This window comes from Sporosarcina sp. SG10008, assembly GCF_044569405.1.
Classification (GTDB): domain Bacteria; phylum Bacillota; class Bacilli; order Bacillales_A; family Planococcaceae; genus Sporosarcina; species Sporosarcina psychrophila.
Map to the genome: position 1 here is coordinate 2,144,684 of NZ_CP172607.1, position 14,042 is coordinate 2,158,725.

At 44.0% G+C, this 14,042-nt stretch carries 16 protein-coding genes; 3 read left to right on the forward strand and 13 right to left on the reverse strand.

All coding sequences use genetic code 11. The annotated features are described in order from the left end of the window. Positions 1 to 11: 11 nt before the first annotated feature. The 5 genes from resA to ACGLYD_RS10440 form a co-directional block, all read right to left on the reverse strand. On the reverse strand, positions 12 to 542 hold the full coding sequence (gene resA / locus ACGLYD_RS10420) for a thiol-disulfide oxidoreductase ResA (protein ID WP_067210457.1): 531 nt from the start codon (positions 540 to 542) through the stop codon (positions 12 to 14). 259 nt (positions 543 to 801) lie between these two features. Then, positions 802 to 1,533, reverse strand: a complete 732-nt coding sequence (locus ACGLYD_RS10425) for a pseudouridine synthase (protein WP_067210459.1) — start codon at positions 1,531 to 1,533, stop codon at positions 802 to 804. A gap of 322 nt (positions 1,534 to 1,855) precedes the next feature. Further along, entirely contained in the window at positions 1,856 to 2,857 is a 1,002-nt protein-coding gene (locus tag ACGLYD_RS10430; RefSeq protein ID WP_399632814.1) for a D-alanyl-D-alanine carboxypeptidase family protein, read from the reverse strand. Further along, a complete protein-coding gene (gene scpB / locus ACGLYD_RS10435; protein WP_067210465.1) occupies positions 2,854 to 3,465 on the reverse strand; it encodes an SMC-Scp complex subunit ScpB in 612 nt (203 codons plus the stop codon). The genes ACGLYD_RS10430 and scpB overlap by 4 nt, the downstream gene beginning before the upstream one ends. Before the next feature lies 1 nt (position 3,466). After that, a complete protein-coding gene (locus ACGLYD_RS10440; protein WP_354313885.1) occupies positions 3,467 to 4,216 on the reverse strand; it encodes a segregation/condensation protein A in 750 nt (249 codons plus the stop codon). A gap of 45 nt (positions 4,217 to 4,261) precedes the next feature. On the opposite strand from ACGLYD_RS10440, the gene ACGLYD_RS10445 reads away from it, so the two are divergent. Continuing rightward, entirely contained in the window at positions 4,262 to 4,774 is a 513-nt protein-coding gene (locus ACGLYD_RS10445) for a DUF309 domain-containing protein (RefSeq protein ID WP_067210470.1), read from the forward strand. Here the strand turns inward: ACGLYD_RS10445 and ACGLYD_RS10450 are convergent, their stop codons facing one another. From ACGLYD_RS10450 to ACGLYD_RS10475, 6 genes are all read right to left on the reverse strand, one after another. After that, positions 4,775 to 5,140, reverse strand: a complete 366-nt coding sequence (locus ACGLYD_RS10450) for a GNAT family N-acetyltransferase (RefSeq protein WP_335339500.1) — start codon at positions 5,138 to 5,140, stop codon at positions 4,775 to 4,777. 505 nt (positions 5,141 to 5,645) lie between these two features. Next, positions 5,646 to 6,974, reverse strand: coding sequence for a diaminopimelate decarboxylase (lysA, locus tag ACGLYD_RS10455; RefSeq protein WP_340742330.1), 1,329 nt, complete (start codon positions 6,972 to 6,974; stop codon positions 5,646 to 5,648). A gap of 66 nt (positions 6,975 to 7,040) precedes the next feature. Beyond that, the gene (locus ACGLYD_RS10460) at positions 7,041 to 8,492 is read right to left on the reverse strand and encodes a spore germination protein (protein WP_067210476.1); all 1,452 of its coding nucleotides are present in this window, start codon (positions 8,490 to 8,492) and stop codon (positions 7,041 to 7,043) included. A 4-nt stretch (positions 8,493 to 8,496) separates the two neighbouring features. Continuing rightward, positions 8,497 to 9,285 (reverse strand): SigF/SigG family RNA polymerase sporulation sigma factor, encoded by a 789-nt coding sequence (locus ACGLYD_RS10465; protein ID WP_067210478.1) that lies wholly within the window; start codon positions 9,283 to 9,285, stop codon positions 8,497 to 8,499. A gap of 3 nt (positions 9,286 to 9,288) precedes the next feature. Beyond that, entirely contained in the window at positions 9,289 to 9,735 is a 447-nt protein-coding gene (gene spoIIAB / locus ACGLYD_RS10470; RefSeq protein ID WP_067210481.1) for an anti-sigma F factor, read from the reverse strand. After that, entirely contained in the window at positions 9,725 to 10,078 is a 354-nt protein-coding gene (locus ACGLYD_RS10475) for an anti-sigma factor antagonist (protein WP_067210483.1), read from the reverse strand. The genes spoIIAB and ACGLYD_RS10475 overlap by 11 nt, the downstream gene beginning before the upstream one ends. A gap of 407 nt (positions 10,079 to 10,485) precedes the next feature. Between ACGLYD_RS10475 and ACGLYD_RS10480 the strand changes: the two genes are divergently transcribed. Both ACGLYD_RS10480 and ACGLYD_RS10485 read left to right on the forward strand, forming a co-directional pair. Continuing rightward, a complete protein-coding gene (locus ACGLYD_RS10480) occupies positions 10,486 to 10,854 on the forward strand; it encodes a hypothetical protein (RefSeq protein WP_399632821.1) in 369 nt (122 codons plus the stop codon). Between the two features lie 121 nt (positions 10,855 to 10,975). Next, complete coding sequence (locus ACGLYD_RS10485) at positions 10,976 to 11,464, forward strand: hypothetical protein (RefSeq protein WP_399632824.1); 489 nt, start codon at positions 10,976 to 10,978, stop codon at positions 11,462 to 11,464. Positions 11,465 to 11,528: 64 nt separating this feature from the next. Here the strand turns inward: ACGLYD_RS10485 and ACGLYD_RS10490 are convergent, their stop codons facing one another. Together ACGLYD_RS10490 and deoB are read right to left on the reverse strand one after the other, a co-directional pair. Further along, positions 11,529 to 12,827: a pyrimidine-nucleoside phosphorylase gene (locus tag ACGLYD_RS10490; protein WP_231885839.1), complete on the reverse strand. Its 1,299-nt coding sequence runs from the start codon at positions 12,825 to 12,827 to the stop codon at positions 11,529 to 11,531. Positions 12,828 to 12,841: 14 nt separating this feature from the next. Next, entirely contained in the window at positions 12,842 to 14,035 is a 1,194-nt protein-coding gene (gene deoB / locus ACGLYD_RS10495; protein WP_067210491.1) for a phosphopentomutase, read from the reverse strand. Positions 14,036 to 14,042 lie beyond the last annotated feature (7 nt).

The window sequence follows — 14,042 nt, forward strand, 5'->3', positions numbered from 1 at the left end:
TTTACTCCTTATTAGGGTTGAATGCTTTCCATGAGTGAAATTATCTCATTTTCAGACATTTCCCTTGTTATAATTTGTTCGATTTTGCCGTCTTTATTGATAAGGAAGGTCGTAGGAAGTGGCACTATATTATAGACTTCCTTAACGCTCTTATCTTTATCAATAGCGATTGGGAAAGACAGGCCATACTGGTCTCTGAACGTTTCAACCTTCAAATTAGACTCTGCGATATTGATGGCAAGGATATTGACACCTTTTTCTTCGAATGCTTTATGTTGATTTTCCATGTATGGCATTTCTTTTTTACATGGTCCGCACCAAGTTCCCCAAAAATTCAAGAAAACTCCCTCACCTTTATAATCAGAAAGTCGTTGTTTGTTACCTTCCAAATCGACAAGCTCAAAATCGGGTGCTTTATCTCCAACTGCTAATACCTTCACTTTATCTTTTGAAGCGATTGTATAGACAACTGCCGAGACGAGAAGTAACAGGACGATTGTCCTTATAATAAGACGTGTTTTCTTTTGATCCGCCTTAGCCATACGTAATGCCTCCTTACAATAAATAAGTTCTGCCTTTAATTATAACAAATAGACCTTTGTATAAACGCATCATAATTGAAGGGATTGTGAACAATTGCCGTAATCAGTAGAAGTCTCCTACTAGTTACGGCAAGCCCCAGGCGGATGTCACAAATTTTGACAGGAGTTTGGGAAGGCAACCTGAGTTCGCCGCGTCCTGCGGCTACAAGCGCAATTCAAAATTTAGGCGCAATTAAATCGAGGCGCAATTGACTCACAATCAGCCTATTTTACCTGTTTCCGCGAGTACACGTAGCTGTTTCACTTCATGTTTTGTTAATTCCCGAGCTTCTCCAGCATTCATTCCGTGAGTTGTTACGTTACCAAATGATTCCCTGCGAAGTTTTTGGACCGGACATCCAATTGCATCGAACATACGGCGTACTTGACGATTTCTTCCTTCATGTATTGTAATCTCAATAAGCGCAGTTTCAGTTTTTTTATCTACTGACTGCATTTTTATATGTGCAGGGGCAGTTTTACCGTCTTCCAGGTCAATTCCAGTCTCAAGTTTGCGCAACGCTTCACGACTAGGGATTCCTTTTACTTTTGCAATATACTTTTTCTTAATACCGAATTTCGGATGCGTCATTAAGTAAGAGAAATCGCCATCATTCGTCATGATAATAACACCGGATGTATCATAGTCTAGACGTCCAACCGGAAAAATCCGTTGTTCGATTTGCGGGAATAGGTCTAACACCGTCTTCCTGCCTTTCTCGTCATCCACTGTCGAAATGATTCCTCTTGGTTTATATAATAAGAAATAGACGTAAGTCTCTTTAACAAGCTGAACTCCTTCAACTTCTACACGATCCGAACTAGATACCTTTGTTCCAAGCTCTGTTACGACGACACCGTTCACTTTCACTTTTCCTGCAACAATTAGTGTTTCTGATTTTCTACGTGATGCCACGCCTGCTTGTGCCAACACTTTCTGTAATCTTTCCATTAAGTCACCCCATCTTCATTCTGTAAGAAAAGCGGAAGGCGCCCGCTAGACGCGATGGTCATAAGTCAATCCAGCGACGTGGCACTCTTTGCCACATAGCTGGATTGCTTATGAGCCAAGCGGCTGGCGCCTGAAGTCTAGACACTGTTCCATGTCAAGAAACTTATACTTTCTTACCTTTGAAAAAATTATGTCACACTTTGTAGCAAATGAAAAGAAGACTGACCTATATGGCGTCAGTCTTCCCCAAACCGTCACAATTGCATATTTTCGATTAATATTCGCTTGAAGTTTGCTGTGTTTTTTGCCATTGGTAACAAGTTCATTGTTTTATAAGTACTTCCGTCGTAATAAGTGGCTCATTACTGAGTGACACGGTCCAATGCCCTGTACTTTTTTCATTTTTTCCACGGGGGATAATAATAACATTTGATAGTTTCGATTTCTCCCCTTTTTTCAATAACAAACGGATTGGCTTGGACAGTTCTGCTTCTACACCGGGTAGAATATCATATACCCCTTTTTTAGCGACAGTCACCAACTTGAATGAGGAAAACACGTTATTGGCCAAACTTTTATGTGTATTCCAGTCGTCACCATCGTTCAGAGTGACAACGATGATGTTTTTGCCATCTTTCTCGAAATAAGTTGCAAGCGTTCTGCCCGCGGCTTTTGTAAAACCAGTCTTTCCTGCAATCGCAGTCGATTCGGAATGTAGGAGGCGGTGTTTGTTACGCCAGCTATAAGCTTGAACCTTCCCCTGATAACTAAAATTCTTTGTGGTAGCAATAGTACGAAACTGGTCATTTTCCATAGCATAATGTAGCATGAGCGCTGTTTCGTATGCAGTAGACAAGTGACGTTCATCATGCAGACCTGACGGATTCGAAAAGACAGTATCATTCAATCCATACAACAGTGCCTTGTCGTTCATCAGGTCCACGAAGCCGTCCATTGAACCGCCCGCGTGTTCTGCTAACGCACGCGCTGCATCGTTGCCTGACCGTAGCATTAGACCAGTTAGCAGGGCATCTGCTTCAATCTTCATCCCTTGCGGTAAATAAAGGGACGAACCTTCGGCCGAAGCAGCTTGTGGCGAAATTATGACGTCTCCGGGCTCTGTAACACTTTCAAGGAACGTAAAAGCCGTCCAGATTTTTGTTAGACTGGCTATCGGCAGTCTAACGTTTTCATTATGACCTTCCAACAATCTGCCTGTATCAGCGTCAATAACAGCCCATGCTTGGCCGGACGCAGCGACTTCTTTCAAACCTCCGCCAACTAGTAACGTGAAAAATAGGACAACGATTATCGCCCGTTTCAAGAAATGCTTCCTCCTCCATCATTTTCCATCGCAAACGCTTCTTGGAACTTTGTCATGAACAAGTCTGTTTCAACTGTCTCGCCTTCTTCTTCCTGCGAAAGGGGTGGCAATCCATTTAGTGATGCCAAACCGAAACGGTCCAGGAACAAGTCTGTTGTGCCAAAGAGAATCGCTCGTCCACTTCCTTCCGATCGACCTTTTTCCATTATGAGTCCCTTGGCAATTAGCGTATTGATAGGTCCCTCGGATTTAACACCCCGAAGATCGTCAATTTCAACACGTGTCACAGGTTGCCTATATGCGATAATTGCCAATACTTCAAGTGATGCCTGGGTCATGGATTTCGGAGATGGATTTTCCAACAACCGTTTTATATCTTCCGCGAAGTCAGCTTTCGTCACAAGACGATATGCCCCTCCAAACTGCTTCAGCATAATGCCGCTCTCTTTGCGCTCTTCATAACTCATACGTAGCCAGTCAATTGCCTCAGTAACCTCTGATTCTTTACGCTCAGCTAGAGATGTTAACTGTTTAATCGTTAACCCTTCATCCCCTACTATGAATAAAAAACTTTCGATCATCCCAGGCAAACGGTCTTTAAATTCCATTTCACTCATCCTCCCGTCGGTACGATACTGTCAAATCGTCAAAATTACCTTCCTGATTGACAATGATGTCCCGCCGTTTCATCAATTCAAGCAACGATAAAAAAGTTACGACAAGATCTGTTGTTTCGCCTTTGTCGAATAAGGAGTAGAAATCACATTTCCCGCCGCCCTTTTCTAGTATTGCCATAATTTCATCCATCTTTTCACTGATAGAAACTTCCGTCTTAGATATACTTGCTATCATAGGTGCCTTCAAACGTTTTCTGTTAAGCATCTTTTGAAACGCGCCAATTAAATCGAAAACGTTCAAACTTTCATCTAATTCACTCGCCACAATTTCACCAAACTCCGTAAGATCTTCGGGTGGTTTGGTAAAATGACCGGATCGCTCATCTGCAGACTCTTTCAGACTAATTGCTGCCTCTTTATATTTTTTGTATTCAATCAGGCGCGCAACTAACTCGTCACGTGGATCGTCTTCCATGTCAAAATCAAAGTCGTCATCAAACTCATCTCCTTCGTGGACTGGTAGAAGCATTTTGCTCTTAATTTCAATCAGCGTCGCAGCGAGGACGAGGTATTCACTTAACTCATCTAATTGCAGTACTCGCATCGCTTGGAGGTGTTCTATGTACTGCGCTGTCAGTTCCGCCATCGGGATATCATATATATCAATTTCAAGTCGGTTGATTAAATGCAATAATAGATCTAGTGGCCCTTCGAAAGCCTCTAATTTTACTTGATATGTCATTCGTGACACCTACCTATCTTTCAGACTATGGAAAGGGCTGATTACATGCATCCGTATCATCATCCGCTATTCGTAAATTTTATTGTTTATTTCAATGGCAATCAAGACTATTTTGAATGCCACGAAGTACTGGAGGAGTATTGGAAGTCTATTCCTGACAGCGATAAAGATCACCCGTTGACAGCCTATATCCTCCTTGCGACAGGAATGTATCATTGGCGTAGAGGCAATAAACCAGGAGCATCCCGTACACTTAACAAAGCAATGACAAAGTTTCCGACTTTCCTTGCTAACTACCCTAAATACACGGAAGAAATTGATTTTGACCAATTAGTTTACGATGTTACAAAAGCAGTCAACCGTTTGGAGCAAGATCTGCCATTCGAATCGTTCCCCATCACTATCCTATCAGCTAACGTTACTGACCTGGCTAGTAAGTTGGAACAATCTATGACACTTCTACCATTCGGCAGTGATGCTGTCATTCATAAACATATGCTCAGAGACCGTAGTGATATTCTTCGGGAACGCGAAGAAAAGAAGAAGGGCAGACGTTAATTAGTCTGAACCTTCTTCTTTAGGCTTACATTTCTGTATGAATAAATCAGTTTCTTCAGTTCCAATACATGTTTTATCAGGGAAGAGCGCTTGCAGCTTCATGACCATTTCTTGACCAATTCCTTCACCACGGAAAGATGGATTGACAGAGAGATGCTGTAAAGTGTAGTCTTCTTCCCCTAATTCGATGCCTATCAAACCGATGAAGTCCTCATCTTTTTTCAAAAGATATAGTTGCCAACTATCATCTGTTTCATATCGTTGAATCCATTCCTGCAATTTCTTGACGGTTTTATCGCCGGGCATATAAGAAAGCAGCCCCATCGCAATTTTTTCGTACGTTTTCTTATAACGCAAAAGTATCAATTGAATCCCTTCTTTTCTGAAAACACTTTGGTCATTGGATAGAACTAACTACGTTTTCCAATGATAAGCAGTTTCCTTTATCGCGCCTTAAATGGGCAGTAAGAGCCCATTTAAGGCCTATATATATTGACATACAGAAATCCCACCGTATTCGCTGCGGCGCTAGGGGATTCCTTCCGCCATCAGTCAGGCAGCTGCGCAGCCATTCTTTTGGCTTCTGCTACCCCTTGAAAGGCCGCCTTCGCTCAGTTTATATAGGTATTCATTTGTTCAATATATATAGTGATTTAACACATTAAGTGGAGGACCCACTTCCGGAAAAGCCAGATCAATCGGAACATAATCCCTGTGGCCGCAACTAACAATCAGTGGAAGAAAAGCCCCCTACTGATTGAAGTTTCACTTTATCGCGGATCAATAATTGGCATGACGAACTTCCAGTATACCGCTCCCCACATAATAGCTGCAACTACAATGAAGATGAAAAGGAGGATGTTGCGTTTTCTCAAATCCTCTCCTCCCGTCTTACTAGTTGCAACGGAATGTCTAATCTGACAATGTCTTCATAAGTTTCCCTGCGGACGACAAGCTGATGTTGTCCATTTTCACTGAATACAACTGCCGGTTTTGGAAGACGGTTGTAATTACTAGCCATCGAATAGCCATAAGCACCTGTGCAGAAAACAGCGATGATGTCTCCTTCAGTTGGATCAGCGAGTTGAGCCTCTTCAATAAGCTTATCACCGGATTCACAACATTTCCCCGCTATCGTCACTTTATCGACGTGAGGTTCGTTCATACGATTTGCCGAAACGGCAGTATATTTTGCACCGTACAACGCCGGTCGAATATTATCCGACATTCCACCGTCAACTGCGACATATTTCCGAATACCAGGCACTTCTTTTGAGCTACCAGCAGTATACAAAGTTGTACCTGCATCTCCGACTAGCGATCTGCCGGGTTCAATCCAAATTTCTGGCAATGGGTAGTTATGGCTCCGCGTCATTGAAAGAACAACCGTCGCCATTTCTTCGACATATACTGACGGTTCAAGCGGTTTGTCTTCTTCAGTATAACGAATACCAAATCCGCCACCTAAGTTCAGAACTGTGCAGATGAATTCATAATTATCGCGCCAGGCAACCATCTTATTCATAAGCGCCTCTGCCGCTAAACGAAACGCATCTGTTTCGAATATTTGAGAACCAATATGGCAATGCATACCTAACAAATTGATGTAAGGATGATTGTACAACTGAAGGAAAGCCTCATCTGTCTGGCCATTTTTCAAATCAAAACCAAACTTCGAATCTTCCTGGCCTGTCGTAATATAATCATGTGTAGAAGCTTCCACTCCCGGTGTTACACGGATAAGTACGTTCATAGACTCTTTACGAGATTCAGCGATTTCCTTAACCAGTTCGATTTCAGAAAAATTGTCAATAACGATACATCCTATTTTTTCATCAAAAGCATATTGTAATTCGGTAAAGCTTTTATTGTTACCGTGGAAATGAATTCGATTACGCGGGAAGTCCGCAGACACCGCTGTAAACAATTCCCCTCCAGAAACAACATCTAGAGAAAGTCCTTGCTGTTCGGCGATTTCGTAGATAGCAATAGACGAAAATGCCTTACTCGCATAAGCGACTTGCGCACGGATGCCCATCGATTCAAATGTTTTCTTAAAGGCGCTTGCCCGTTCACGGAACAAGGCAATATCATAGACGTTAAGTGGTGTTCCATAAGTATGTGCGAGATCAACCGTATCTGTGCCACCAATTGTCAGATGGCCACGTTCGTTGACTGATTGTGTTCCATATAAATGCATGTTGCCTGCCCCTCTCGAATTAGATAACTAAAATTTTATCATATAAAGAAGGGTTGAGGCAATGATCTAAGAGACACGGTCTCGATCAGGAGAATCCGTTATAAACGGTCTAGGTGCATCGGCAGTCATTGGAAACCTAATAAGAACACGTAACATTGCCTTTGGAAAAAATGGTACAGCGGGCCACAAATACGGTACCCCCATTGGCTTCAATGCACATAAGTAATAGAAAAGTACGGTGATGGACAAGAAAAATCCGGGTGCTCCTAATAATGCAGTCGACAACAGAATACAAATCCTGAAGATTTTTGTCGTAAGACTTAATTCGTAAGAAGGTATTGAGAATGTGAAAATTGCACTTACCGCCACATATAAAACAACTTCTGGGGTGAAAAGACCAACGTCTATCGCTACTTGTCCAATGACAATCGCTGCAACAAGCCCCATCGCGGTCGACATCGGTGTCGGTGTATGAATAGCCGCCATTCGAAGTATTTCGATTCCGCCATCTGCGATAAGAAGCTGAACAAGTAATGGGATTTCCCCGATATCTTTCGGTCCTATATAACTGAGGAAATCGGGTAAGTAGTGTTGGTTCGTTGCGAGCAAGTACCAAAATGGTAAAAGAACAAGACTCATGGTAGCTGCAAACAAACGCATAATCCTGACAAATGTTCCAATAAGCGGGGCTTGACGGTATTCTTCAGCATGTTGTAAATGATGAAATAGTGGAGCCGGAACAAGTATAACAGAAGGTGATGTATCCACGATGATAGCGACATGCCCTTCCAATAAATGCGCAGCGCATATATCAGGACGCTCTGTAAAACGAACGAAAGGCATTGGATGAAACCGCTGTTTGAACAAAAATTCTTCAAGCGACTTATCCGTCATTGTCAGCCCATCATGGTGAATAGCATCCAGTCTTTCACGAATATAATCAAGATGTTCTTTACTTGCTGCCCCTTGCATGTAGGTGATTGTAACATCTGTTTTCCCATTCATCGTCACTTTATGCATTTCAAATCGTAGATCCTCAGTACGAAGCCGCCTTCTAATAAGCGCGGTATTTTGAATAAGATTCTCCGTAAATCCGTCTCTCGATCCTCTGACGACTTTTTCATTGTCAGGCTCTTCAGGTTGCCTGCCTGGATAAGACCGAATATCAATGGTAAACACATAGCCATCAGGCGTGATGAAGGCTGCCTGTCCACTTAATATTGAAGTAAGTAATTCGTCCCTATCTTTCACATTGGAAACGGCGTGATACGGGAAAAAGGAGAGGAATCGTTCCCCTCCATCCTCCTGGTTTTCGTCCTCTTTTCCTCTAGCCCCTTGCATTTCAGTCAATAAAGTCGTGATTGTTTCACTGTCTATGAGTCCATTAATATAAAGCAACAGAGCAGGCATATCCCAAAGATGCAATGATCTGGCAGTAGCATCGAACGTCTTGTCTTTACCGAAACAGGTATAGAACCACTCTTCCCCTTCATTCACCGATTGGAATAGCTTTTCCATTAGTTCAATCCGTCCTCACATTTAGTATAATTTCTTCCGAATCAACGCCCATCCATAATTTCAATTGGGCTAAAATTTTCTTTTCAAGCCGTGACACCTGGACTTGTGATATGCCAATTCTTTCTGCAATATCACTTTGCGTGCAATCCAAATAGTAACGCATATAAATGATCGTTTGATCTCGTTTATTTAATTTAGAAATGACATCCCGAAGTGGGATATGGTCGAACACTCTTTCAGACCGATCATCTCGCAACTGATCCATCAGCGTTAAGCTATCCCCTTCGCTTTCATATAGCTGTTCATGAAGTGATGCAGGATCACGTAAAGCATCAGATGCGAGAACAATATCGTCGACGGATACCTCCAAGACTGCTGCAACCTCTGAAATCGATGGCGATTTTCCATGCAATTTAATATAATCATCAGTTGCATGCCGGATTTTGAAACTAAGTTCACGGATGGATCGACTCACTTTCACCATTCCATCATCCCTTAGAAAACGCTGAATTTCTCCGACAATCATAGGTACCGCATAAGTAGAAAATTTCACTTCATACGACAAATCGAATTTATCAATTGATTTCATAAGCCCAATACAACCAATTTGGAACAAATCCTCGGGATCTGCGCCACGGGAAGCAAACCGCTGGACAATAGACCAGACAAGCCGCGTATTTCCCTCCACCATCATTCTTCTCGCTTCTTTATCACCTTCTTGAGAAACTTTAATGAGTTCTCTCATCTTTTCTTGGGTCAACAATGCAGGTTTCACTTCAACGGATGCGTCCATGGGTCACCTCATTCTGCTTGCTTCCGGGACCGGAGAAAACGTTTTCTCGAACTTGACGATTGTTCCATTTCCCAATACTGATTCGACGGACAAACTGTCGGCAAAGCTTTCCATTATCGTAAATCCCATTCCTGAACGCTCCATGAAGGGGCGTGTCGTAAACATCGGTTCCATCGCCTGTTCTACGTCAAAAATACCCATTCCTTCATCGCGGACCGTCATTGTAACTTTGTTTTCTTCAATCACAGCGCGGACTGTGACAAGACTCTTCCCATCACATTCGTAGCCATGAATAATTGCATTCGTCACGGCTTCCGACACAATGGTCTTAAATTCTGAAATTTCTTCAATAGTTGGGTCCAACGGCGTTATAAAACAAGTCATTGCCATCCTTGCCAGTGCTTCGTTTTCCTCAATTGCGACGAATGATAACGTCATTTCATTGTTCATGTAATACCCCTCCGATTTCACCGATCGCTAAATCGACCGTACTATGTCTTATATTTGGTCCAAGACCGGAAAATGTGAATATCTTCTCCATTGTCGTGGACGGATTCAAAATGAGCGTTTCCCCTTCCACAGGTGCTAAATCGCGCATCCTTCCAAGAATGAGCCCGATTCCTGCGCTATCCATGAAACCAAGCCTCGACAAATCCCAAATAATCGCTCGGACTTGTCCGCTATAAATAGATGAAGAAATGTGGGACCGGATTCGATTTGCCTCATGATTGTCCAATTCCCCTTGCAGTGTTGCAATTAAAATCCCATTGTCAATAATTTCGATGTCAGCCATGCTGAACCCCCTCCTTCCTGCGAAATATTCCACATTTGGAGGCCGAAACCCTTTCGCCTGACAGAACTAGTCACAGTCAGCGTAAAGTTCTTATGTTTCGACATTGCCCACTACTGATGAAAGTATGTACGTCTTCCATACGATTTACACATCCGATAAAAAAAGAAATGTTTTGGGGCAGATATGCTCGGTTTGGCTGTGTGTATGATTGGGTGGGCTCGGATATGCTCGGTTGGGTTTCGGGTATGATCGGGTGGGGACGGATATGCTCGGTTTGGCTGCGGGTATGATCGGGTGGGGACGGATATGCTCGGTTTGGCTGCGGGTATGATCGGGTGGGGACGGATATGATCGGTCGGCTGAGGGTATGATCGGGTGGGCTCGGATATGCTCGGTTGGCTGTGTGTATGATTGGGTGGGCTCGGATATGCTCGGTTGGCTGCGGGTATGATTGGTTTGGGCTGGATATGCTCGGTTGGGTTGCGGGTATGATCGGGTGGGGACGGATATGCTCGGTTGGCTGCAGGTTTGATCGGTTTGGGACGATTATGATCGGTTGGGCTGTGGGTATGATCGGTTTGGCTCGGATATGCTCGGTTGGCTGCGGGTATGATCGGGTGGGGACGGATATGATCGGTGGGGCTGAGGGTATGATTGGGTGGGCTCGGATATGCTCGGTTGGCTGCGGGTATGATTGGTTTGGGCCGGATATGCTCGGTTGGGCTGCAGGTATGATTGGTTTGGACCGGATATGCTCGGTTGGGCTGCAGGTATGATCGGTTTGGACCGGATATGCTCGGTTGGCTGCAGGTATGATCGGTTTGGACCGGATATGCTCGGTTGGCTGCAGGTATGATTGGTTTGGACCGGATATGCTCGGTTGGGCTGCAGGTATGATTGATTTGGCTCGGATATGCTCGGTCGGGCTGCGGGTATGATTGGTTTGAGCCGAATATGCTCGGCCAGACTGCAGGTTTGATTGGGTGGGCTCCGATATGCTCGGTTGGCTGGGGGTATGATTGGTTTGGGCCGAATATGCTCGGCCAGACTGCAGGTTTGATTGGGTGGGCTCCGATATGCTCGGTTGGCTGGGGGTATGATTGGTTTGGGCCGAATATGCTCGGCCAGACTGCAGGTTTGATTGGGTGGGCTCCGATATGCTCGGTTGGCTGGGGGTATGATTGGTTTGGGCCGAATATGCTCGGCCAGACTGCAGGTTTGATTGGGTGGGCTCCGATATGCTCGGTTGGCTGGGGGTATGATTGGTTTGGGCCGAATATGCTCGGCCAGACTGCAGGTTTGATTGGGTGGGCTCCGATATGCTCGGTTGGCTGGGGGTATGATTGGGTGGGCCGGATATGCTCGGTTGGCTCCGGGTATGATTAATTTCAAAAATCTACCCTATCAACCAAACTCGGTTGATAGGGTAGCTTTTATTTTCAACTACTATTTAGCCTGTAATCATGTCGCCTATAAGGCGCGGGCTTTCCACAGCTTCTTTTCCAATCGTAATATGTTTCTGGATCAGTGTCATGGATTGTTCTACAGCTTCAGTATTCGAATGGATAATGGCAAGTGGTTCTCCCTCTTGCACAGCATCTCCGATTTTTTTAGTAAGCACAATACCTACCGCAAGATCGATTTCATCATCTTTTGTTGCTCTACCCGCGCCAAGAAGCATTGCGGCAACACCAATGTCATCCGCTTCCATCTTCGTTACATAACCCGATGAAAGTGCAGGTACTTCAATCTGATATTTCGCTGTCGGTAATAGAGATGTATCATGAATGATTGCCCCATTTCCGCCTTGCGCTTCAATCAGTTTACCAAACAGTTCAAGTGCTGAACCGTCAGTAATGACCGCTTTTAACATTTCCCTAGCTTCCTCAACTGAAGTAGCTTTTTCGCCTGCAACAATCATCTTGCTACCAAGAACTAGACATAGTTCCGTCAAGTCTTCAGGACCATTCCCTTTTAGCGTTTCAACCGCTTCAATCACTTCAAGCGAGTTCCCAATTGCAAACCCAAGCGGCTGGCTCATATCCGAAATAACCGCCATCGTATTTCTACCGACTTGTTTACCAATCGCCACCATCGAATGAGCCAGAGCTCTTGCGTCTGCCTCAGTCTTCATGAATGCACCGTCACCCGTTTTAACATCGAGGACAATCGCATCTGCACCTGCAGCAATTTTCTTACTCATAATTGAGCTGGCAATTAGCGGGATACTGTCAACAGTTGCTGTCACATCGCGCAATGAATAGAGTTTTTTATCAGCAGGTGTCAAGTTGCCACTTTGGCCGATGACCGCTAATTTTAAATCATTCACTTGCTTGACGAACTGCTCTTCTGTCAATTCGATATGGAACCCTTCTATGGCCTCTAGCTTGTCGAGTGTCCCGCCTGTATGACCAAGACCCCTACCACTCATTTTCGCGACAGGAACGCCACACGCCGCGACAAGAGGGACAAGGATTAACGTAGTCGTATCGCCAACTCCGCCCGTAGAATGCTTATCGACTTTAATCCCTTCGATTGCGGATAAGTCAATCTGATCTCCAGATTCGACCATCGCCATCGTCAAATATCCCTGTTCTTCTGCAGTCATCCCTTTAAAGTAAATTGCCATAAGGAATGCACTCGCTTGATAGTCCGGAATCGAACCAACTGTATAGCCGTTCACAAAAAAGGTGATTTCTTCTTTTGTAAGGACTTCACCGTTTCGTTTTTTCTCAATTACATCTACCATTCTGAACAATTTCATCACACCTTTTCTTTTAATAAACGCAAGAAACTCTTACCAAACTCAGGCATTTCCACCTCAAAGTTTTCCGCAATCGTAGCACCAATATCTGAGAAAGTCTCGTTCAGTGGCATTTCCTCACCAGTTTTTAATGAAGGCGAGTAGACCACGAGTGGGACATATTCACGGGTATGATCCGTTCCAGGATAAGTTGGATCATTACCGTGATCCGCTGTAATAATAAGTAGATCGTCATCACGCAGTGATTCTAAAATTTCTGGCAACCTGACATCAAATTCTTGTAGTGCATTACCGTAACCAAGCGGATCTCTCCGATGTCCAAATAACGCATCAAAATCAACGAGATTCGTGAAACTGAGGCCCTTGAAATCTTTTTTCATAACATCAAGTAATTTGTCGACGCCGTCCATATTACTCACAGTGCGAACGGATTCGGTAATGCCTTCACCGTTAAAGATATCAGCAATTTTGCCAATCGCCATAACATCATAATCCGCAGACACCAATTCATTCATCACTGTACGATTAAATGGTTTAAGTGCATAATCATGTCGATTTGTTGTTCGTGTAAAGTTGCCCGGTTCTCCAATAAATGGACGTGCAATGACGCGACCAACTAAATATTCTGGTTCCAATGTCAACTCACGTGCGATTTCACAAATCCGGTATTGTTCTTCAATTGGAATAATCCCCTCGTGCGCCGCAATTTGTAGCACAGGATCTGCAGACGTATAGACAATAATTGCGCCCGTCTCCATATGTTCCTGGCCAAATTCATCAATGACTGCGGTGCCACTAGCCGGTTTATTGCCGATTACTTTACGTCCTATTCTTTGTTCAAGTTCCGCGATCAATTCCTGCGGAAAGCCGTTTGGATATACTTTAAATGGCGTGTCAATGTTAAGACCCATGATCTCCCAATGCCCCGTCATCGTATCTTTCCCTACAGATGCTTCCTGCATTTTACCGTAAAAAGCAAGTGGTTCTTCCGCAACGGAAATACCTTGAATTTCCCTAATATTAGAAAGACCTAGTTTGCCCATGTTCGGCATATGCAGGCCTCCCATTGCTTCCCCGATGTGTCCCAGCGTATCAGCACCTTCATCGCCGAATGCAGAAGCATCCGGTGATTCTCCGATGCCCACAGAGTCGAGCACGATTAGATGGATACGTTTGAATTGTTGTTTCCCCATAAGTTAG

What these genes read in the sequence shown, in the direction of transcription:
- resA (WP_067210457.1), bottom strand. Translation starts at nt 542, where the DNA reads ATGGCTAAGGCGGATCAAAAGAAAACACGTCTTATTATAAGGACAATC.
- ACGLYD_RS10425 (WP_067210459.1), bottom strand. Translation starts at nt 1,533, where the DNA reads ATGGAAAGATTACAGAAAGTGTTGGCACAAGCAGGCGTGGCATCACGT.
- scpB (WP_067210465.1), bottom strand. Translation starts at nt 3,465, where the DNA reads ATGGAATTTAAAGACCGTTTGCCTGGGATGATCGAAAGTTTTTTATTC.
- ACGLYD_RS10440 (WP_354313885.1), bottom strand. Translation starts at nt 4,216, where the DNA reads ATGACATATCAAGTAAAATTAGAGGCTTTCGAAGGGCCACTAGATCTA.
- ACGLYD_RS10445 (WP_067210470.1), top strand. Translation starts at nt 4,262, where the DNA reads ATGCATCCGTATCATCATCCGCTATTCGTAAATTTTATTGTTTATTTC.
- lysA (WP_340742330.1), bottom strand. Translation starts at nt 6,974, where the DNA reads ATGCATTTATATGGAACACAATCAGTCAACGAACGTGGCCATCTGACA.
- ACGLYD_RS10460 (WP_067210476.1), bottom strand. Translation starts at nt 8,492, where the DNA reads ATGGAAAAGCTATTCCAATCGGTGAATGAAGGGGAAGAGTGGTTCTAT.
- ACGLYD_RS10465 (WP_067210478.1), bottom strand. Translation starts at nt 9,285, where the DNA reads ATGGACGCATCCGTTGAAGTGAAACCTGCATTGTTGACCCAAGAAAAG.
- spoIIAB (WP_067210481.1), bottom strand. Translation starts at nt 9,735, where the DNA reads ATGAACAATGAAATGACGTTATCATTCGTCGCAATTGAGGAAAACGAA.
- ACGLYD_RS10475 (WP_067210483.1), bottom strand. Translation starts at nt 10,078, where the DNA reads ATGGCTGACATCGAAATTATTGACAATGGGATTTTAATTGCAACACTG.
- ACGLYD_RS10480 (WP_399632821.1), top strand. Translation starts at nt 10,486, where the DNA reads ATGATTGGGTGGGCTCGGATATGCTCGGTTGGCTGCGGGTATGATTGG.
- ACGLYD_RS10490 (WP_231885839.1), bottom strand. Translation starts at nt 12,827, where the DNA reads ATGGTAGATGTAATTGAGAAAAAACGAAACGGTGAAGTCCTTACAAAA.
- deoB (WP_067210491.1), bottom strand. Translation starts at nt 14,035, where the DNA reads ATGGGGAAACAACAATTCAAACGTATCCATCTAATCGTGCTCGACTCT.